Annotated in this window: 24 protein-coding genes; 14 read left to right on the top strand and 10 right to left on the bottom strand. The window is 63.7% G+C overall.

The features are described from left to right. Nucleotides 1-167 precede the first annotated feature (167 nt). The 5 genes from NLY33_RS27875 to NLY33_RS27855 all read left to right on the top strand — a co-directional run bounded on the left by NLY33_RS27875 (nt 168) and on the right by NLY33_RS27855 (nt 2,865). Nucleotides 168-560 carry an AtpZ/AtpI family protein gene (locus NLY33_RS27875; protein WP_023668486.1) on the top strand — a complete coding sequence of 131 codons (393 nt, stop codon included), beginning with the start codon at nt 168-170 and terminating at the stop codon, nt 558-560. 65 nt (nt 561-625) lie between these two features. Continuing rightward, on the top strand, nt 626-1,384 hold the full coding sequence (locus NLY33_RS27870; RefSeq protein WP_023696586.1) for a F0F1 ATP synthase subunit A: 759 nt from the start codon (nt 626-628) through the stop codon (nt 1,382-1,384). A 65-nt stretch (nt 1,385-1,449) separates the two neighbouring features. Then, entirely contained in the window at nt 1,450-1,674 is a 225-nt protein-coding gene (locus NLY33_RS27865) for a F0F1 ATP synthase subunit C (RefSeq protein WP_006206606.1), read from the top strand. A 92-nt stretch (nt 1,675-1,766) separates the two neighbouring features. After that, nucleotides 1,767-2,363 (top strand): F0F1 ATP synthase subunit B, encoded by a 597-nt coding sequence (locus NLY33_RS27860; RefSeq protein WP_023705184.1) that lies wholly within the window; start codon nt 1,767-1,769, stop codon nt 2,361-2,363. Nucleotides 2,364-2,373: 10 nt separating this feature from the next. Continuing rightward, nucleotides 2,374-2,865 carry a F0F1 ATP synthase subunit B gene (locus tag NLY33_RS27855; protein ID WP_023668483.1) on the top strand — a complete coding sequence of 164 codons (492 nt, stop codon included), beginning with the start codon at nt 2,374-2,376 and terminating at the stop codon, nt 2,863-2,865. Nucleotides 2,866-3,109: 244 nt separating this feature from the next. Here the strand turns inward: NLY33_RS27855 and rnhB are convergent, their stop codons facing one another. Both rnhB and NLY33_RS27845 read right to left on the bottom strand, forming a co-directional pair. Continuing rightward, a complete protein-coding gene (rnhB, locus tag NLY33_RS27850; protein WP_023705183.1) occupies nt 3,110-3,808 on the bottom strand; it encodes a ribonuclease HII in 699 nt (232 codons plus the stop codon). A gap of 154 nt (nt 3,809-3,962) precedes the next feature. Then, on the bottom strand, nt 3,963-5,117 hold the full coding sequence (locus NLY33_RS27845) for a PA0069 family radical SAM protein (RefSeq protein WP_023705182.1): 1,155 nt from the start codon (nt 5,115-5,117) through the stop codon (nt 3,963-3,965). A gap of 150 nt (nt 5,118-5,267) precedes the next feature. On the opposite strand from NLY33_RS27845, the gene NLY33_RS27840 reads away from it, so the two are divergent. Both NLY33_RS27840 and NLY33_RS27835 read left to right on the top strand, forming a co-directional pair. Continuing rightward, nucleotides 5,268-5,771 carry a glycosyltransferase gene (locus NLY33_RS27840; RefSeq protein ID WP_023684377.1) on the top strand — a complete coding sequence of 168 codons (504 nt, stop codon included), beginning with the start codon at nt 5,268-5,270 and terminating at the stop codon, nt 5,769-5,771. A 252-nt stretch (nt 5,772-6,023) separates the two neighbouring features. Further along, nucleotides 6,024-6,998, top strand: a complete 975-nt coding sequence (locus NLY33_RS27835; RefSeq protein ID WP_023705181.1) for a hypothetical protein — start codon at nt 6,024-6,026, stop codon at nt 6,996-6,998. Here the strand turns inward: NLY33_RS27835 and NLY33_RS27830 are convergent. The 7 genes from NLY33_RS27830 to NLY33_RS27800 form a co-directional block, all read right to left on the bottom strand. Continuing rightward, entirely contained in the window at nt 6,988-7,419 is a 432-nt protein-coding gene (locus NLY33_RS27830) for a GFA family protein (protein WP_023705180.1), read from the bottom strand. The two genes, NLY33_RS27835 and NLY33_RS27830, sit on opposite strands and share 11 nt — an antisense overlap. Before the next feature lie 117 nt (nt 7,420-7,536). Then, nucleotides 7,537-8,091, bottom strand: a complete 555-nt coding sequence (gene moaB / locus NLY33_RS27825) for a molybdenum cofactor biosynthesis protein B (RefSeq protein ID WP_023687108.1) — start codon at nt 8,089-8,091, stop codon at nt 7,537-7,539. Next, nucleotides 8,078-8,971, bottom strand: a complete 894-nt coding sequence (locus tag NLY33_RS27820) for a 4-(cytidine 5'-diphospho)-2-C-methyl-D-erythritol kinase (RefSeq protein WP_023705179.1) — start codon at nt 8,969-8,971, stop codon at nt 8,078-8,080. The genes moaB and NLY33_RS27820 overlap by 14 nt, the downstream gene beginning before the upstream one ends. Before the next feature lie 26 nt (nt 8,972-8,997). Further along, nucleotides 8,998-9,183 (bottom strand): membrane protein, encoded by a 186-nt coding sequence (locus NLY33_RS27815; protein ID WP_023668475.1) that lies wholly within the window; start codon nt 9,181-9,183, stop codon nt 8,998-9,000. 72 nt (nt 9,184-9,255) lie between these two features. Beyond that, complete coding sequence (locus NLY33_RS27810) at nt 9,256-10,113, bottom strand: S49 family peptidase (protein WP_023668474.1); 858 nt, start codon at nt 10,111-10,113, stop codon at nt 9,256-9,258. A gap of 120 nt (nt 10,114-10,233) precedes the next feature. After that, on the bottom strand, nt 10,234-11,028 hold the full coding sequence (locus tag NLY33_RS27805; protein WP_023696580.1) for a tRNA1(Val) (adenine(37)-N6)-methyltransferase: 795 nt from the start codon (nt 11,026-11,028) through the stop codon (nt 10,234-10,236). Then, a complete protein-coding gene (locus NLY33_RS27800; RefSeq protein ID WP_023687111.1) occupies nt 11,028-11,252 on the bottom strand; it encodes a putative signal transducing protein in 225 nt (74 codons plus the stop codon). Before NLY33_RS27800 ends, NLY33_RS27805 begins: the two co-directional genes overlap by 1 nt. Before the next feature lie 221 nt (nt 11,253-11,473). On the opposite strand from NLY33_RS27800, the gene NLY33_RS27795 reads away from it, so the two are divergent. The 6 genes from NLY33_RS27795 to NLY33_RS27770 all read left to right on the top strand — a co-directional run bounded on the left by NLY33_RS27795 (nt 11,474) and on the right by NLY33_RS27770 (nt 17,873). Further along, entirely contained in the window at nt 11,474-12,490 is a 1,017-nt protein-coding gene (locus NLY33_RS27795) for a polyprenyl synthetase family protein (RefSeq protein ID WP_023668471.1), read from the top strand. An 87-nt stretch (nt 12,491-12,577) separates the two neighbouring features. Further along, nucleotides 12,578-13,246 carry a GntR family transcriptional regulator gene (locus tag NLY33_RS27790; RefSeq protein ID WP_023702055.1) on the top strand — a complete coding sequence of 223 codons (669 nt, stop codon included), beginning with the start codon at nt 12,578-12,580 and terminating at the stop codon, nt 13,244-13,246. Between the two features lie 236 nt (nt 13,247-13,482). After that, nucleotides 13,483-14,460, top strand: a complete 978-nt coding sequence (locus NLY33_RS27785; RefSeq protein ID WP_031196691.1) for an IS5 family transposase — start codon at nt 13,483-13,485, stop codon at nt 14,458-14,460. A 325-nt stretch (nt 14,461-14,785) separates the two neighbouring features. Beyond that, a complete protein-coding gene (locus tag NLY33_RS27780) occupies nt 14,786-15,379 on the top strand; it encodes a biotin transporter BioY (RefSeq protein ID WP_023706626.1) in 594 nt (197 codons plus the stop codon). A gap of 110 nt (nt 15,380-15,489) precedes the next feature. Further along, nucleotides 15,490-15,906, top strand: a complete 417-nt coding sequence (locus NLY33_RS27775) for a DUF1284 domain-containing protein (RefSeq protein ID WP_023706627.1) — start codon at nt 15,490-15,492, stop codon at nt 15,904-15,906. A gap of 191 nt (nt 15,907-16,097) precedes the next feature. Further along, a complete protein-coding gene (locus NLY33_RS27770; RefSeq protein WP_023709651.1) occupies nt 16,098-17,873 on the top strand; it encodes a tetratricopeptide repeat protein in 1,776 nt (591 codons plus the stop codon). 205 nt (nt 17,874-18,078) lie between these two features. Here NLY33_RS27770 and NLY33_RS27765 read toward each other — a convergent pair whose 3' ends face one another. Beyond that, a complete protein-coding gene (locus NLY33_RS27765; protein WP_023687114.1) occupies nt 18,079-18,540 on the bottom strand; it encodes a GNAT family N-acetyltransferase in 462 nt (153 codons plus the stop codon). A 176-nt stretch (nt 18,541-18,716) separates the two neighbouring features. Here NLY33_RS27765 and NLY33_RS27760 point away from each other — a divergent pair, with 176 nt between their 5' ends. Further along, nucleotides 18,717-19,661, top strand: coding sequence for a glycine--tRNA ligase subunit alpha (locus NLY33_RS27760; protein ID WP_023687115.1), 945 nt, complete (start codon nt 18,717-18,719; stop codon nt 19,659-19,661). Nucleotides 19,662-19,775 lie beyond the last annotated feature (114 nt).

The raw sequence follows: 19,775 nt of genomic DNA, 5'->3' as shown, positions 1-19,775 counted from the left end.
AGTGCCGGGCACGATGTCGCACCTCGCCAAGTGATTGATTCCAATAGAAAAAATACATGGCTTTGAAGTCCCGCCCGTGGCTTGACGGGCGCAAACCCTCTAACTATGTTGCCGGCGACTTTAGAAGCGGACGGACGGTGACGGTCTGACCGGGCAGGGGGGTTACGATGGCCGACAAGAACGGGCCAGACGGAACCGGAGAAACCGGCCGCGGCAGCAAGCACGAGGCCGACATCCGCGACGAAGATCTCGAACGCCGCCGGCGTGAGCTTGGAGCATCGCTTGCGACAAGACGGCCGGATCAGCTCGAGGGGAATGACGGCGCGAAGGCGACGGCCGGATATGGCCAGGCGCTCAAGCTGTCCAGCGAGTTCATCGCCGGGATAGTGGTGGGTGTGGGCCTTGGCTGGTTTCTGGATCGCGTGGCGGGAACCTCGCCATGGGGTCTGGTCGTCGGCTTGTTGCTGGGCTTTGGCGCCGGCGTGCTCAATGTCCTGCGTTCGTCAGGTGTTGTGGCGGAATTCGGAAAAAGCGAGAAGTCGCACGATCCGAAAGAATGAAATGGCGCGCCGCCAATGGCGCACAAGGACACTTAAGGCCGCTCGCGGTTTTGACGGGGATGTAAATGGCTGCTGACAAGGTCGATCCGATCCACCAGTTCCATATCGTCAAGCTGATTCCGATCAATATCGGCGGCTATGACCTGTCCTTCACCAATTCGGCTCTGTTCATGGTCGCGACCGTGGCCATTGCATCGGCGTTTCTTTACCTCTCGACCGCAAGCCGCAGCCTTGTTCCCGGCCGCCTGCAGTCGGTTTCGGAAATGGCCTACGAGTTCGTCGCGAACATGTTGCGCGATGCAGCCGGAACCCAAGGTATGAAGTTCTTTCCCTTAGTGTTCTCGCTGTTCATGTTCGTGCTTGTTGCCAATCTGCTTGGCCTTTTTCCTTATTTCTTCACCATCACCAGCCACATCATCGTCACCTTCGGCCTGGCCGCGCTGGTGATCGGAACCGTCATCGTCTATGGCTTCATGAAGCACGGTCTGGGCTTCCTCAAGCTTTTCGTGCCGAAGGGCGTGCCCATCCTGATGATGGTGCTTGTCGTTCCGATCGAGGTGATTTCCTTTGTCTCGCGTCCGGTCAGCCTATCGGTTCGTCTGTTCGCCAATATGCTCGCCGGCCACATTACCCTGAAGGTGTTTTCCGGGTTTGTGGTCAGCCTGAGTGCGCTCGGCGCGCTCGGCGTTGCGGGATCGATCCTGCCGCTGGCGATGGCTGTGGCGCTGACCGCGCTGGAGTTGCTCGTGGCGCTCTTGCAGGCATATGTGTTCGCCGTGCTCACCTGCATGTACCTGAATGATGCGCTGCATCCTTCGCACTAGATAGAATTTCCGGCATCTTTCGCCGGATGGAATTGCAACGAATTACAGATCCAAAGGAGTTTAAAATGGACGCAGAAGCAGCAAAGTACATCGGCGCCGGTATCGCTTGCCTGGGCATGGGCGGCGCGGGCATTGGCCTCGGCAACATCTTCGGCAGCTACCTGGCGGGCGCCCTGCGCAATCCGTCGGCCGCCGATGGCCAGTTCGGCCGCCTGATTTTCGGCTTCGCCGTGACCGAAGCTCTGGGCATTTTCTCGCTTCTCATCGCGCTTCTCGCCCTGTTCGGCTGAGCCCCTGTTCGGCCAATTATCGGTCGGACGAGCATTGGGAAGAATTGGCTGGCCGCATTCCTGCGGCCATGCCTGATATCAGGGGATAGTCCATGTTCGTGACATCTGCGTTTGCGCAAGAGTCCGCACCCGCCGCTGAAGGCCATACCGGTACGGAAGGCGGCACGCATTCCGGCGCCGGCGTGCCTGCCGAGGCGCACGGCACGTTCCCGCCATTCGATCCGGCGACGTTTCCGTCCCAGCTTCTGTGGCTGGCGATCACGTTCGGGCTGTTCTATCTGTTCCTGAAGAAGGTGGTGATGCCGCGCCTTGGCGGCATCATCGACGTCCGCAGCGATCGCATCACGCAGGACCTCGACCAGGCCGCCAGGCTGAAGGGCGAGGCCGACGCCGCCGTTGCCGCTTACGAGCAGGAACTTGCGGAAGCCAAGGCCAAGGCCAACGCGATAGGCCAGCAGGCCAACGACGCTGCCAAGGCTGAAGCCGAGGCTGCCCGCAAGAAGGTCGAGGCCGCCCTCGACAAGAAGCTCGGCGAGGCCGAGGCCAGCATTGCTTCCATCAAGGCCAACGCCATGAAGGAAGTCGGCACGATTGCCGAGGACACCGCTTCAGCCATCGTCGATGCGCTTGTCGGCGGCAAGACGAGCAAGGCCGAGATCTCGGCTGCGGTCAAATCCGTGGCCCGGTGAGGAGCACATCATGGACGCCACATCTCTCGCAACGCTTTGGGCAACAGTTGCCCTCGTCATTTTCCTCGGCGTTGCCGTTTACATCAAGGTGCCGGGCCTGATCGCCAAGTCGCTCGACGCCCGTGCGACCAAGATCAGCGACGAGCTTGCGGAAGCCCGCCGGTTGCGCGAAGAGGCCCAGCAACTGCTCGGCCAATACCAGAAGAAGCGCAAGGAAGCCGAGCAGGAGGCCGCAGCCATCGTCGCTGCCGCCAAGCGCGAAGCCGACATGCTTGCCGCCGAGGCGCACAAGAAGACCGAAGACTATGTCACCCGCCGCACCGCGCTTGCCGAGCAGAAGATCGGCCAGGCCGAGCGCGAAGCCGTCGCCGAAGTGCGCGCCAGCGCCGTCGACATCGCTGTCGAGGCGGCCCGCACGCTGCTTGCCGGCAAGATCGACGCCAAGGCCGGCGCCGACCTGTTCAAGTCCGCGCTGCAGGACGTGAAGGCCAGGCTGAACTGAGCGGGGTTAACTCGCTGACATCAAGCCGCCCGGGCAACCTGGCGGCTTTTTTGTTGAGCGGCGACGGAGATTGGCGAAGGCGGTGGTGCGCCTGATCTCCCCCCTCGAGGGGGAGATGTCGCCAAAGGCGACAGACGGGTTCCGTTCGACCGGGCGCGACGCATTCTGCTGCGAAGAAGGGCTAGCGCTTCACGCGCGGCGACCCCCTCTGGCCTGCCGGCCATCTCCCCCTCAAGGGGGGAGATTAGCTGTCCAACCCGACAAACCCTTCTTCTTCCACCACCTCAACCCCACCCAGCCTGAACGGCGCGAATGACGCCCGGTGCAGCCTTGCCACCGGACCATGCGCTTCGATCGCGGTGCGGTGCCGCACGGTGGCGTAGCCCATATGGACTTCGAACCCGTAGCGTTCGTGGTGGCTGCCGCAGCCGCACATCATGCGGTCGCGCATCACCTTGGCGACGATCGAGGCGGCGGCGATCGATTGCGAGCGCTGGTCGCCCTTGATCAGCGCGCGGCCTTGGCAGAGGAGGCCCGGCGGCACATCGCGGCCATCGGCCAGCGCCAGCTTCGCCTGGATCGGCAGGCCGGCAAGGGCGCGGCGCATGGCTTCCAGGCTGGCCTTGAGGATGTTGCTGCCGTCAATGCCTTCGGCACTGACCGAGGCCATCGACACGCCGAGCGCTGACCCCAGGATTTTCAGGAACAGCGCCTCGCGCTGCAAATGGTTGAGCCGTTTGGAATCGTCGAGCCCGTCGGGAATGTTGGCGGGATCGAGGATCACGGCCGCCGCCACCACCGGCCCGGCCAGCGGACCGCGGCCGGCCTCATCCATGCCTGCCACCGGCCACAGGCCTTCGGCCATCGCCTTCGTCTCGAAGGAGAAATCGGGCTTTTCGACGATTTCGAAAAGAAGCGGAGAATCGGAACGTGCGCGAGCCATGTTGCGGCGAGGTTCGCATCGGCTCCGATTCTCCGCAAGTCCCTCCAGGGTCGAGTGGGGCAAGACCGGGAGGGCACCGTCTGCAGGCCGGGGGACAGGCCGGACGGGATTCTTGGGTCGCCTGACAGCCACGAGGGCAGGGCAAGCGCTACTCTCAGAGCAGCATCAGCTGCTCGGTCGCCTTGGCGGCGGCGACAAACTGGTCGGTTCGGAGCGTGCGCCGCTCGGCGTTGAGGCCGAGCCGCTTGGCCGTGATCTCGAAGCGCCGGCCGATCTGCCAGGCATAGGGGCCGGCGCCTTTCATCCGCTTGCCCCATTCCGAATCATAGTCCTTGCCGTCGCGCATCGAACGGATCAGCGACATCACGTGCCGGTAGCGGTCGGGATAATGGCGCAGCAGCCAGTCCTTGAAGATCGGCGCCACCTCGAGCGGCAGGCGCAGGATGACATAGCCGGCCTCGCGGGCGCCTGCGGCGCGTGCCGAATCGAGGATGCGCTCCATCTCCTGGTCGGTCAGGCCGGGAATGATCGGCGCCACCATGACAGAGGCCGGGATGCCGGCATCGGAAAGCTGCCGGATTGCCTCAAGCCGCTTGGTCGGCGTCGACGCGCGCGGCTCCATGGTGCGCGCCAGCATGCGGTCCATCGTCGTCACCGACAGCGCCACCTTGGCCAAGCCCCGTTCGGCCATGCGCGACAAGACGTCGATGTCGCGCGTCACCAGATGGGATTTGGTGACGATGCCGACCGGATGGCCGCGCGCCTCCAGCACTTCGAGGATCTCGCGCATAATCCGGTATTGTTTCTCGATCGGCTGGTAGGGATCGGTGTTGGTGCCGATCGCGATGGTGCGCGGCTGATAGCCATCCTTCGACAGTTCCTTGTCGAGCAGCCGCGCCGCATCCGGCTTGGCAAACAGCTTCGCTTCGAAATCCAGCCCCGGCGACAGGCCCATGAAGGAATGCGTCGGCCGGGCGAAACAATAGACGCAGCCATGCTCGCAGCCGCGATAGGGGTTGATCGAGCGGTCGAAGGAAATGTCGGGCGATTCGTTGCGGGTGATGATGGTGCGCGGCTTCTCGACCTGCACTTCGGTCTTGAACGGCGGCAATTCCTCCAGCGAATTCCAGCCGTCGTCGAACACATGCCGGCTGACCGGCTCGAACCGGCCGGACGGGTTGATGCCCGCGGAACGGCCGCGGTTGCGATCCGGACGGACGCGCATGCCGCTCTGTTCGATCATCGCATTGGCCATCTCGGCTCGCCCTGCTCCGAAAGCAGCAATGTCCGCACGCACGATATGTTCCATTTTGGCCCTTTCCCAAGGACTGTCGGCTGGCTGTCGAATCGCTTTGTTCATGAAAATAATCCTATTTCGCTGATGAGAACAAAGCAAGAACTTTTTCGTTGGGCCATGCAAAACTGGCGCTGCGCCGGGCTTTCCGCTATTCGGCTAAAAATGCTCAGCGTTCTCATCGAAACCCGGGATGACGAAGAAGGCCTTGCCCGCACGCTCGCCTCGTTGATCGGCGGCGCGGTCGAGGGCGTGGTGCGCGATGTCATCGTCTGCGACACCGGCTCGACCGACCAGACGCATCGGGTTGCCGATCATGCCGGCTGCCACTTCGTGGCCGGCGGCATTGCCGCGGGAATCAGGCAGGCGAAGGGTGACTGGCTGCTGTTTCTGGAACCCGGCGCAAGGCTGGCGGAGGGCTGGATCGACGACGTTGTCGCTCACACGGCGCGGCAAACCATGCCGGCGCGCTTTTCCCGTGCGCGCGGCAGCCGCACGCCGTTCCTGTCACGGGTGTTTTCGGGCAACCGGGCGCTGGCCGAAGGGCTGGTCATCAGCAAGCGCCAGGCCGCTGCCCTGTCGAAGAACGCGCACAGCGCCGAAGCCCTTGCGCGCGGTCTCGCCACCAGGCGGCTCGACGCCGAAATCTGGCTGGCGCCGAAGAAGTGATGTTTCTCCCTTTTCCCGTTCCCAGGGAGAAGGGTGCCCGAAGGGCGGATGAGGGGCAGCGTCGGCGTCTCATCCGCATTGGCACGGTCGCAGCACCATCCCTCTTTTTCGCCGCAAAAAGCTATTGTGCATTGCACAAAAGCTGACGCGGGATTAGCATTCCGTTGATGCGGGATATCGGGGTTTGGGTAGTGCCGGAGCGGTAAGCAAGCGCCGCGTCGTCGTTGCTGCCGTTCATATCTGAGGACCCCGATGAACCTTTCGTCCCCTGACAAATCCGGCGCCCCCAGTCTGGAAGCCATTGCCCGCAACGGCAGCCTGCTCCGCCGCATTGCGGTGCGTATCCCGACCTATCTGTCCGACCTGCGCGAAAATCCCGCATGGCTGCCGATGTTCGTGCTTGCCCGCACCATGCCGGCGCGCAAGCTGCACTGGCTTGGCGCCAAAGCCGCGCGCCCCGCGCAGAGTGCCGGAGCGACGATGTTCAGGGGCGTCGACCTCAAGTCGATCGTCGCGGCGCTGCGCACCGATGGCCTGTTCTCCGGACTGGTCCTTCCGCAGGCAATCCACGAAGAGATCGCCAGCTTTGCTCAGAGCACGCCGTGCTTCGGCAATTTCGACCGCCGGCTCGAATTCATGCCCGGAGAACACGCAGAAGCCGAGAAGCGGTTCGGTCGCTCTTTGCTCAGCGGCCACTATTTCGAGCGCATCCTCGGCTGCAAGGCGGCACTCGCCATCCAGAACGACCCGCTGCTGTTCGACATCGCCCAGCACTATCTGGGCGGGCAGGCAAAGCTGATCACCACGCGTGTGTGGTGGAGTTTCCCGACCGGCGAGGCTTCCGACGCCGACAAGAACCTTGCCTCGCTCGGCAAATATCATTTCGATCTCGACGACTGGCGGATGCTGAAATTCTTCTTCTATCTCAAGCCCTGCGATGCCGGCACCGGCCCGCATGTCTATGTCAAAGGCAGCCACAACAGGCGCAGCCTCAAGCACCAGTTGACGCTGCTGGTCGGCCATCCGGCGCAAGACGTGCTCAAGGTCTATGGCGACGACAGCCCGGTCACGCTGACCGGCGAGGCCGGCCTCGGCTTCGTCGAGGACCCGTTCGGCTTCCACATGGGCACCGTGCCGTCCACCACGCCACGGCTGATGATGGAGGTCGGCTTCGGCGTCTCGCCGCCCTCGCGCCGCCGCTTCCACGGCGAACCGGTCATCCGCTGAGGCCGGAGCGGATCTCGACCGGCATCCAGCGCGCTTGCCGCCGGGCAATGCGACCCTCTTTGTTCTCGGCATCATAGTCCATTGGGACCGGCTCGCGGTTGAACCGCGGCCGGTCATCCAGCGCATTGACGATGACGATCGCTCTCGGTTCGCCGTCGGTGGTCACAGCAGCGACATAGACGCCGCAGTCCCGGCAGATGAGATAATCGGCGGTGCGCAATCCGAACCGGTATCGGTGCAGCCGGGCCTCGTCCTCGACCGCGACGATCAATCGCCCCTGCGGATCGGCGGCGGCGCGTGAGCCATGCCGGACGCAGAAGGCGCATTGGCAGGCGCGGATCTCCATCTCGGACGGCTCAATTCCGGTTTCGAAGGTCAGGTGGATGTTGCCGCAATGGCAGCCGCCGCGGTGCGCAGTCATGGCATCTTTTCGCCTCAAGGACCTAGTGGCAGATTACCCGCCTGGCGGCCTTCAGGAAATGATCCTTTCGCAGGCGCAACCGCCATTCTGCCTGACAAGGCAGCGCTTTGCCTTGGTTTACGAGGCGGCCTTGCCGCGCCGCAAATGCTCGTCCAGGCGCGGCATGATCTCGACGAAGTTGCAGGGCATGTGGCGGTAATCGAGCTGCGGCTTCAGGATGCCGTCCCAGGCGTCCTTGCAGGCGCCGGGCGAGCCCGGCAGCACGAAGACGAAGGTGGCGTTGACGACGCCGCCCGTCGCTCGGCTCTGCACTGTCGAGGTGCCGATCTTGTCGTAGGAAATGCGGTGGAACACTTCGGAAAAGCCATCCATGCGCTTCTCGAAGATCGGCTCCAGCGCCTCCGGCGTCACGTCGCGGCCGGTAAAACCGGTGCCGCCGGTGGTGATGACGACATCGATGTCTTCGTCGCGCGACCAGCCCAGCACCTTGTCGCGGATTTTCTCCCGGTCGTCGGTGACGATGTCGCGCGCGGCCAGGACATGGCCGGCCTCGACGATGCGATCGGCCAGCGTCCGCCCTGATTTGTCGTCGGCAAGGCTGCGCGTATCGGACACCGTCAGCACCGCGATGCGCACCGGGATGAAGGGGCGGCTTTCGTCAATTTTGGTCATCGGCCCCCTCTGAAGCGATGCTTCGTGTCGCGGCGACAAACCACTCCGGTTCGCGGCTGCGGATCTCGGCGGCGGCGCGCTTGGCGACATTGCCGGTCTCGAACAGTCCGAAGCATGTCGCGCCGGAGCCCGACATGCGCGAGAATCCAGATCCGGCCCTGTTCAGCAGGGAAAGCGCTCGGCCGATGGGCGGCTGGATCGCCTGCGCCGCCGGTTCGAGATCGTTGCGGGTGATCTCCAGCCAGTTGCGGACACTGTGGAAGTCAAATGCACGCGGCAGCGGCGGCAATCCCTCATTGTCGCGTTTCTCAAGTGCGTTGAACACATCAGGCGTCGAGACGGCGACGCCGGGATTGACCAGCACCAAAGCGAGCGCCGGAAAATCCGGCACCAGCGACAGCTCGTCGCCGACGCCACGCGCAACCAGCGGTTTTGCCGCAAGACACATCGGCACGTCGGCGCCGAGCGTGAGACCGATCCGGCTCAGTTCGGCCTCGCCGATGTCGAGCCCCCAGGTCCGGACAAGACCCTGCAATACCGCCGCCGCGTCGCTTGAGCCGCCGCCGACGCCGGATGCGATCGGCAGGTTCTTTTCCAGCCGGATGGCAACCGGCGGCGTGCTCTGCTGGCCGGCCTGCCTGCGCAGCGCCTCGCGCGCCTTCACCACCAGATTGCTGTCGTCGATCGGCACGGAAGTCGCGTAACGGCCCGATACGGAGAACCGGTCGGCGTCGGCAGGCTCGATCTCGACCCTGTCGCCGAAGCGGGTGAAAACGATCAGGCTCTCGAGCAGATGATACCCGTCGGCGCGCCTGCCGGTGACGTGCAGCGCCAGATTTATCTTGGCGGGCGCAAGCCACGTCCGGGCTGCGGCATCCAAACTGTCGGCTGCTGACGGGATGATGCTCAGTCCTTGGCCAGGCGGTATTCGCCGGTCTTGGGATCCTGGACCAGCGTGCCGTTGGTGCCGTTGGCTGCCTGCTTTTCGGTGCGCCGCACCTTGGCGGTCACACGTTCGGCCTCGCGGACGAAGGTGCGGTAGCCGAAATAAGCGGCTGCGCCGACAACTGCGAAGAAAATGATCTGTGGCATTTCAAAGCTCCTCCCTCGCAAGACGGCAAGGCAGACTGTCAAGCGCTTATGCTAGACGCTTTCCCCGCTTTTTCAAAGCCCGAAGCGCGCCCACAATGCGCGCTCTTCCGCCGCATCGATCACGCCGCTGGCGGCGGCGGCGGCGATATCGGGCGCTGAAAAGTTCGAGCCGAACAGGCCGATGCGGCCAAACAGGCCACGCGGCGCGGTGACCAGCCTGAGCTGGGTTTTCGCGCCGAAGCGGGTTTTCAATACCGTGCGCATGTCGCTCAACGCATCGACGAGGCCAAGCTCCAGCCCTTTCTTGCCGGTCCAGAACAGGCCAGTGAACAGGTCCGGATCGTCCTTCAGCTTGGTGCCACGGCGTTCCCTGACCAGATCGATGAAGGTCTCGTGCACTTCCAGCTGCAGCGCCTTCAGGCGCTCGACGTCTTCCCTCTTCTCCGGCTTGAACGGGTCGAGCACCGCCTTGTTCTGGCCGGCGGTGTGGACACGGCGCTCGACACCGATCTTCTTCATCAGCTCGGGAAAGCCAAACGAGGCCGAGACGACACCAATCGAGCCGACGATGGAGGACGGATCGGCAAAGATCTCGTCGCCGGCGACCGCGATCATGTAGCCGCCCGAGGCCGCCACATCCTCGACGAAGACCAGCACCTTCTTGTTCTTCTCGACCGCGAGGTCGCGGATGCGCTTGAAGATCAGCCGCGACTGCACCGGCGAGCCGCCAGGCGAATTGATTGAAATGGCGACGGCGGGCGCATCGAACAGGAACGCCTTTTCGATGAGGGCGGCGGTGGACGCCAAGGACAGGCTCGGCCGGAACGGGCCGCCGCCGGCCATGATGGTGCCATGCAGCCTGATGACGGGAATGGTGACGACGCTGGATCGCCAGGATTTCGGCAGCAGGCGGTTGAAAAGGCGTTTCACGAGGTGGCTGTCTCCAAATGGCTTCAACGCATGTAGGGATTTGCCGGTCAACGGCAATGCTGCAATCCATCTCAGCCAACTGTGTGCCGGTTTTGCGGCAACGACACTGACGGGCCCAAATCAATCGCCGAACAGCGACGCCAGTCCGTTGTTGATCATCTCGGTTCGTTCCGACGGGCCGTCGCCCGTTTGCCCATGCAGCATCAAAGGCGGGCGGATCGACAGCTTGCCGCGCGCGCCGAGCGCTGCCCTGACGACAATGCGGATTGCGGCTGCTTCCGGGCGCGGATGCACCGCCAGCATCTCGGCGTCGCCGAAGCGGCCCGACAGCGCATCGAGGAGGTCGCCAAGCTGTTCCGGCCGCGCAATGACGGCCAGGCCCCCGCGCGGCTTGGCGACGGCAGCCGCACTCCGGATCCAGCTTTCGAACAGCCCGTCGTCCATGACATGCGCCTGCCGCCGCAGCGGATCTGGCGTGGCGCGGTCTTGCGCCGCGTTGAAGGGCGGGTTCATGATGACGAAATCGAAGGAATTGTCGGCGAGGCCGGCTTGCGTCCGCGCCCGGCCTGACAGCGTGACGTCGGCGGTCAGCACCGAGGCGCGATTGCCGAGATGCGCATTGCCGGGATGGGCGAGCGTGGTTGTGGCGAAGCCTGCCATCTCGGCCGACCGTTCGACGAGCACGACCTGCGCCTCTGGGCAGCGCGACAGCACGGCGAGACCCGCCGCACCGGCGCCGGCGCCGAAATCGGCGAGGCGTCCAGAAAAACCGGATGAAACTGCTGCCGCCAGCATCATGGCATCCATCCCGGCGCGATGCCCTGTCCTGGGCTGGACCAGCCAGAAGCGGCCGCGATGGAAGGCATCGACCGTATGGGCCGGCGTATCGCTGGTAAGCGCGCTCGCTTCAGCCATTATGTCTGGCGGATTTCGTGCTCGATGCCGGCGTCTTTCAAGATGCGCCGCGCCTGATCGGCCTGGTCGGCATCGACCATCACGCGCTTCTGCAAAAGACCGATCGACCCTTCGAGAATGCTCATGTTCTGGTCGGCGACGAAGCAGGCGATCCCGGCATCGCGCATCAGCGATTCGACGAAGGAGATGATCACGGCATCGTTGGTGCGCACGAGTTCTATCATCGGACGAAGTTCGCAGGTTGCAGCGTTGATGTAAACGCCGGAGCATGGCGCCGAAAAGTGTGGAGCGGTTTCCGGGCAACGGCATGCGGTCGCTAAGGTTGACACGCCGTCACCGCAGCCGCGCCAATTCGCCTCTTGCCGTGCCCGTATGTGCCGCCCTAGAGTCCCAGGCGGGACCAGGGTGCCGTCGCACGCGTGATCAAAGACGGGAGTGTTTGTTGGTGGGTGTCGTTCTCAACATCGAAAACGGGAAGCGGGAACCCGCCTCCATCAAGGATCTCATCGACCTGACAGCAGCCGATATGGGGCGCGTCAACAAACTGATCCTGTCCAAGGCCGGCTCCGACGTCGAGATGATCCCGGAAGTCGCCAACCATCTGATCTCGTCGGGCGGCAAGAGGCTGCGGCCGATGCTGACGCTCGCCGCGGCCCAGATGTTCGGCTATTCCGGCGAGGGCCACGTCAAGCTCGCCACCGCGGTCGAGTTCATGCACACCGCCACGCTGCTCCATGACGACGTGGTCGACGAGAGCGGCATGCGGCGCGGCAAAAAGACTGCCCGCATGATCTGGGGCAACCAGGCGAGCGTGCTGGTCGGCGATTTCCTGCTCGGCCAGGCTTTTCGCATGATGGTCGATGTCGGTTCGCTGGAAGCGCTCGATATCCTGTCCAGCGCCGCCTCGATCATCGCCGAGGGCGAGGTGATGCAGCTGGCGGCAGCCAAGAACCTGGATACCACCGAGGACGAGCATTTCGCCGTCATCAAGGCCAAGACCGCGGCGCTGTTCTCGGCTGCCGCCGAGGTCGGTCCGGTCATCGCATCGGCGACGCGCAACGATCGCGCCGCATTGCGCTCCTACGGCATGAATCTCGGCCTTGCCTTCCAGCTCATCGACGATGCGCTGGATTATGGCGGCTCCAGCCAGGAGCTGGGCAAGAATGTCGGCGACGATTTCCGCGAAGGCAAGGTTACGCTGCCGGTCATCCTCGCCTACCGGCGCGGCACCAAGGCCGAGCGCACCTTCTGGAAGCGCGCCATCGAGGACAATGTCACCGACGATGCCGGCCTGGAAAAGGCGATCGGCCTGATGACCCGCCATGGCGCCATTGCCGACACCATCGGCCGCGCCCGCCATTTCGGCGAGATCGCCCGCGACGCGCTGGCGCCGCTGGAAGCGACGCCGCAGAAATCGGCGCTGATCGACGTCATCGACTTCTGCATCAGCCGGGTGAACTGACCCGCGCCTGGCGCCAAAGCAAGATTGCACGCAAAATCGGGCAATCACCGCTCGACAATCGGTTGCGGCGCAAATTATCTATAAAACATGGCAAAGACCGCAGACGACACCATCGCCGTGCGCATCAGCAAGGTGCTGGCGGATCGCATCATATCGGGTGCGATCGAACCCGGCGCCCGGCTGCGGCAGGATCACATCGCCGAGGAATTCCAGACCAGCCATGTCCCGGTGCGCGAGGCCTTTCGGCGCCTGGAGGCGCAAGGGCTGGCGGCCAGTGAGCCCAGGCGGGGCGTACGCGTCGCCGCCTTCGACCTCGGCGAAGTCAGGGAAGTCGCCGAAATGCGCGCAGCCCTCGAAGTGCTGGCGCTGCGCCATGCCGCGCCGCATCTGACGGCTTCCATTCTCAATCTTGCCGAAGAAGCCACAAAGGCCGGCGACAAATCCCGCGATGTCCGCTCTTGGGAGGAGGCCAACCGCACCTTCCACCGGCTGATCCTGGCGCCCTGCGGCATGCCGCGGCTCATCGCCACCATCGACGATTTGCACGCCGCAAGCGCCCGCTTCCTGTTCGCCGCATGGCGCTCGGAATGGGAAATCCGCACCGACCAGGATCATCGCGCGATCCTGAGCGCGCTGCGACAGGGCAATACCGAATCGGCCGCCGCCACGCTTGGCCGGCACGTGCAGTGGATCGGCCAGAAACCAGTCAAGACCGCGTCGGGCAAGATGCGCGAAGCGTTTGCCATCGTCGGGTAGGGGACAAGAAGACACGGCCTGGTCGTGGCTCCTCTGAAGACCCCGAGCGCCGCGATCCTTCACACCCCCTCTGTCCTGCCGGACATCTCCCCCGCAAGGGGGGAGATCAACAGCTTTGCCGTTGCGTTAGTCCTGCAACGTCGGCCATTGGCGAAAGCAGAGACGACATCCGATCTCCCCCCTTGAGGCACTGTTGCAAAATTGGGTGGATGTGATTCCCTGTTTTTGAAACGGGGATTTTTGCGACAAAGCCGAGCGGTCAGTTCAGTTTTGTAGAGGCTCTGCTGCCGCAGGGTCTTGGTCGGAGCGGACGACTGGACCGGCTGTCGTCGCTGGTGAAGTGGTATCGCTTCGAGAAGATCCTGGCACGGCTGCGCTCGCCAACTGGGCCGGGGCGGCCTGCGTACAATTCGCTGGTGATGTTCAAGGCGCTTCTGCTGCAATCCTTGTATGGGCTGTCGGACAACGAACTGGAGGAGGCGCTCGCCGATCGGCTGTCGTTCCGCCGCTTCGTTGGACTGACGCTCGAGGAGACGGTGCCCGACCACACCACGCTCAACCGCTTTCGCAATCTTCTCGTGGAGGCCGGGCTTCTGGAGAAGCTGTTTGGCGAACTGGACCGTCAACTGGACAAGGCCGGGCTGATCCTGCGGCGCGGCACGATGCTCGATGCCACGGTGATCGAGACGGCGGCGGCACGGCCGCCCAGTGGGGCCGCGCACGAAGCGGGCGATGCCGGCGATCCCGATGCCGGCTTTACACGCCGGCAGGGCAAGCCTGGCTCCTCCTACGGCTACAAGGCCCATGTCGGCGTCGACCAGGGTTCTGGTCTGATCCGCCGGGTGAGGACGACAGCAGCCAACGTCAACGACACGGTCGAGGCGGATCATCTGATCTGTGGCGACGAAGGCGCGGTGCTGGCGGATGCGGCCTATCACACCAAGGCGCGCGAGCTGTCGCTGAGGCAGCGCGGGATCAAGCCGCGGCTGATGCGGCGGGCCAACAAGCATCATCCGCGCCTGCCGGCGCGCCTGAAGCAGTTCAACCAACTGATCGCCCGGCAACGTTTTGCCGTCGAGACGACCTTCGCCACCTTGAAGAACCGCATGCGACTTTGCGCCATCCGCTATCGCGGTCTGGCCAAGGCGGCAGGACAGGTTCTCATCGCCGCCATGGCCTTCAACATGCGTCGCTGGGTGACGCTGGCGACCTGATCTAGGGTCGCACTGCGCCCGAAATCCGCCGAATACGCCAACTCCTACCCCATCTGGCCACAAACCAGCGCCGGAAACCACCTCGCATTGCCCTTGCCGTCTCTCTCCACGCCCAAAGCCTATAACGCAACGGGCCCCTCAAGGGGGAGATGTCCGGTAGGACAGAGGGGGGCGCTGTCCCGCCAGCCTTTCCAAATGTCCTTTATTCGACACGCAAGCCCAAGCCTTTTTAGGGGCGAGGGTTGCCATTCCCGCGCAAATATGGATTCGATAATAGATCGAACAACAAAATTATCTATAATGTCAAACCAGCTAGGAAGCAACCATGACCGACATCGCCTTTTCGCCGTCCAAGCCGTCCTTCAGCCCGTTGCGCCTGCAAACCCGCTCGCATAGCTGGCAGGCCGCGGCCGTCGTCCTCGGTACGCTGTTTCTGGCGCTGTTGTCCCAGATCGAGGTGCCGATGGTGCCGGTGCCGGTCACCATGCAGACCTTCGCCGTGACGCTGGTCGGCGCACTTTATGGCTGGCGGCTTGGCGCCATGACCATCATCGCCTGGCTCGCCGAGGGCGCCGTGGGCTTTCCTGTCCTGTCCGGAGGGGCAGCGGGCGCGTCGTATTTCGTCGGGGCAACGGGCGGTTATCTCTTCGCCTTCCCGCTCGTCGGCGCGCTTGTCGGCTGGCTGGCCGAGCGCGGCTGGAACGGCAACCGCGTGCTGCTCGCCTTCGCCGGCATGGTCCTCGGCAACCTCGCCTGCCTGGTTCTCGGCACGGCCTGGCTCGCCGTCATGATCGGCCTCGAACAGGCCATCGCCTTCGGTTTCCTGCCGTTCCTCGTCGGCGGCCTGCTGAAATCGGCGCTCGGCACCGCGACGCTCAAGCTGTTTTGGAGCAACAAGGCGGACCCGGCAGGAGCATGATCCCGAAAAGTGGAGTCCGGTTTTCGGAAGAGATCACGCTCAAACAAAGAGATGGAGCCCCATCCCGATACCATCGGGATGGAACAGGCTCCGCTGCCGCGTCCTGACCGATGACCGTCAGGCTGCGCTCCCACCATCTGCTTTGCCTGCTGGCCTATGTCGGCAAAGGGTACAGCGCAGCCTTCGTCGCCAATTATGACGTGATCGCGAAACGTCTGGGCCGGGGCGAGGATATTCTGATCGTCTCCGGCCCCGACGACATCTGCCGGCCGCTGCTCGGCGAGGCCGAGCCCCACTGCTTGCGCGAAAGCGCGGCAGGCCGGGACGAGCTGGCAGCACGCGATGTCGGCAAGCTGCTGGCCCGGCCCATCGAGGCGGGCGTCCGTCTCAGCCTCGACGCGGCAACGCTTGCGGCCTTGCGCGCGGCCTTTTCAGCCGGCGTGACGCGTGAGGCCTGCCAGGGTTGCGAGTGGGCCGGCCTGTGCAGCACGATAGCGGCAGGCGGATATCGCGATGTCAGGCTGTAGCTCCCAACCCCGATCTGCTATTGTCGGAACCGACAGTGTCTGCGTCGCCATGGTTTGTTAATCGGGTGACCCGATTGTGAATTCGGCCCGGATTGAAGCCTGACCCCAAAAAGGCCATGCTTTGTCAGGAAACATCGAGTCTATGGCTTCTCCGCGCCGACGCGGGATGGCGCTTGGCTGAAAGGGATACGATGCGGCAAGGACGTGCGCGCTGGCTCGCGGGGCTGGCAATTGTGGCAGGGATGGCGATTTCTCCGCTGCCTGCCTACGCCAAGGAATCGACCGACCCGGTCAAGATCACCTCCTTCTCGGGCGCCTATCTGGCCGCCCGCATCGCCGAAGGCGACAACGACCTCGACAATGCCATCGCTTATTACAAGCAGGCGCTCGCCTTCAATCCCGGCGACACCTCGCTGCAGCAAAGCCTGATGCTGTCGCTGATCGCGCAAGGCCGCTTCGAGGAATCGCTGGTCTATGCCGACAAGCTCAAGGCAGTTCCCGACGTCGAGCGCTTCTCGCGTCTTGCTCTGGCGGTCGATTCCTTCCACAAGAAGGATTTCACCAAGGCGCAGTACTGGCTCAAGCTGTCGCTCGAATCCGATCTCGACCGGCTGATTTCCGGCGTCATGTCCGGCTGGGCACAAGAGGGCGCCGGCGACCCCACCGGGGCGATGGCCTCGATCGACAAACTGCAGGGGCCTGACTGGTTCGGCCTGTTCAAGTCCTTCCACCGCGCGCTGATCGCCGATGCCGCAGGCCTATCGGACAAGGCCGACGCGCTTTATGACGCGACCCTGACCGACGTCACGGCCGGCGGTGCCGCGCCCGAGACATGGATGCGCAACGCCCAGGCCTACGCGTCTTTCCTGGCGCGCAAGGGAAACAAGAACAAGGCGCTCTACGTGCTCGACAAGGCCGAGGCGTTCGCGCCCGGCAAGCTCGACATCCAGGCGCTTCGCGACAGGATCAGCAAGGGCGACAAGATCGAGCCCTTCGTCGCCAGTCCCTCCGAAGGCGCCGCTGAAATCCTGCTCGACCTCGCCATCGCGCTCAATCGCGGCGGCGGCGAGCCGTTCGTGCGCCTCTATCTGCAATATGCGCTCGCGCTCAAGCCCGACAGCGACGCCGCTTTGGTGCAGCTTGCCGCCGTTGCGGAGCAGCTGAAGGACGGCGAAGGCGCCATTGCGCTCTATAGCCGCATTCCAGCCTCCTCGCCGCTGAAGGAGCTTTCCGACCTGCAGCTCGGCCTCAACCTTGCCGATCTCAACCGTCACGACGAGGCTATCGCCCATCTCAAGGCATTCGTCGAAGCTCACCCCGATGACATGCGCGCCTATCTGGCGCTGGGCGGGGTCTATGCCTCGAAGGAGGATTTCCGCTCCGCCGCCACTCTCTACGACAAGGCGGTCGCGGTGCTGAAGACGCCGACCAATGCCAACTGGAACATCTACTATCAGCGCGGCATCGCCTATGAGCGGCTGAAGGAATGGCCGAAGGCCGAACCGAACTTCCTCAAGGCGCTTGAGCTGTTCCCCGACCAGCCGCAGGTGCTGAACTATCTCGGCTATTCCTGGGTCGACATGAACATGAACCTCAAGGAAGGCCTGGCGATGATCCAGAAGGCCGTCGACCTCAGGCCGAGCGACGGCTACATCGTCGATTCGCTGGGCTGGGCCTATTTCCGCATGGGCCGGTTCGACGACGCCGTGCGCGAAATGGAGCGCGCCGTGTCGCTCAAGCCGGAAGATCCGGTGCTCAACGACCATCTCGGCGATGCCTATTGGCGCGTCGGCCGCAAGCTCGAAGCCACTTTCCAGTGGAATCAGGCGCGCGACCTGAAGCCGGATCCCGATGTGCTTGCCATTTTGCAGCAGAAGCTGATGAAGGGCCTGCCGCCGATCGAATCCAACACGGCGCAGGAAACCCCGAAGGTCAAGCCGGCCACCCCGCCAGCGCCGAAGGGGTGATCGGGCCATACTTCTGATGAAACGGGGCTCGCTGAGCCCCGTTTTTTCGGCTTGGCGTCTTAGAGCAATTCCAGGAAAGTGTGCGCGGTTTTCCGTTCGGAATTGCGACAGAAACAAAGAGATAGAGACGCCCTATCGCGATCGTCATTCTATGGCGGAGCAAGGAGCGAAGCGACGCGGCGCAGACCCAGCGTTGGCGCTCATTCTAGAACAGCTTTCGGTAGACGACGAACCCCGAGAGATCGCCGATCTTGTCGTAGAGCTTCATCGCCGTGTGGTTGGTTTCGTGTGTCAGCCAGTAGACGCGGCTGGAGCCTGCGGTTTGCGCCCTGGTATAGACGTCTTCGATCAGTGCCCGGCCGACGCCCTTGCCGCGCGACGCCTCATTGGTGAAGAGATCCTGCAGATAGCAGTTCGGCGAAATCGCCGTCGTGGTGCGGTGGTAGAGATAGTGGACAAGGCCGAGAAGCTTGCCTTCGCTCTCGGCGACCAGCGCATGCATCGGCTCATAGGCATCGAAGAAGCGCGACCATGTCATTGCAGTGATGTCACCGGGCAAGGCGGTCTCGCCCGAGCGGCCGTAAAACGCATTGTAGCCGTCCCACAGCGGCAGCCATTGCTCGTAATCCTCTCGGGTGACGGGGCGTACGGTGAACTGGCCTTGCATGGCTGAACCTTTGTCGTTGAAGCTGGGCGAGCAAACGGCCACCGGCACCGTCCGGCAATGGGCCAGTCCGAAGCAAAGCGTTCAACCTCTCATCAAGGCGGCGATAGGCGCTGCCTTGACGCCTACCGGCCCGGCAACTAGGGAATGGCATCATTTCAGCGCTTTCCGAGGCCGCCGTGACGTCAGACAGTCCAGCCCATATGCATCCCAGCCGCTCGTTCCAGGGGCTGATCCTGACCCTGCACAATTACTGGGCCGCCTATGGCTGCGTCATCCTGCAGCCTTACGACATGGAAGTCGGCGCCGGCACCTTCCATCCGGCCACCACGCTGCGCGCGCTCGGGCCCAAGGGCTGGAACGCCGCCTACGTCCAGCCCTCGCGCCGGCCCAAGGACGGCCGCTACGGCGAAAACCCCAACCGGCTGCAGCATTATTACCAGTACCAGGTGATCCTGAAGCCCAACCCGCCGAACCTGCAGGAACTCTATCTCGGCTCGCTCAAGGCGATCGGCGTCGATCCGTTGCTGCACGACATTCGCTTCGTCGAGGACGACTGGGCAAGCCCGACGCTTGGCGCCTGGGGGCTCGGCTGGGAGTGCTGGTGCGACGGCATGGAAGTGTCGCAGTTCACTTATTTCCAGCAGGTCTGCGGCATCGAATGCGCGCCGGTGGCGGGAGAACTGACCTACGGCCTGGAGCGGCTGGCCATGTATGTGCAGGGCGTCGACAATGTCTACGACCTCAACTTCAATGGCCGAGAAGGCGCCGAAAAAGTCACCTATGGCGATGTCTTCCTGCAGGCCGAGCAGGAATATTCCAGGCACAATTTCGAATATGCCAACACCGCCATGCTGCTCAGGCATTTCGAGGACGCCGAAGCCGAATGCAAGGCGCTGCTCGCGGCCGGCGCCCCGGCTTCGAACGACAATCTGCCGATGCACCGCATGGTCTTCCCGGCCTATGATCAGTGCATCAAGGCCAGCCACGTCTTCAACCTGCTCGACGCGCGCGGCGTGATTTCGGTGACCGAGCGGCAGAGCTACATCCTGCGGGTGCGCAATCTGGCGAAGGCCTGCGGCGAGGCATTTTTGCAGACCCAGGCCGGCGGGCTCGCCGCCTGAGGCTCACTTCATCATTTCGAGGGAAATGTTGATTGGGGCCAATATCGGGCCAGTCGACCCCGCCATGGTCCGCATAGCCTGCCGTACGCCCGGCATCGAGAAGGCGCCATGCAC

The organism is Mesorhizobium sp. C432A, from assembly GCF_030323145.1.
In the GTDB taxonomy this organism is placed as follows: Bacteria; Pseudomonadota; Alphaproteobacteria; order Rhizobiales; family Rhizobiaceae; genus Mesorhizobium.
This window is presented reverse-complemented; position numbering and strand designations above follow the sequence as displayed.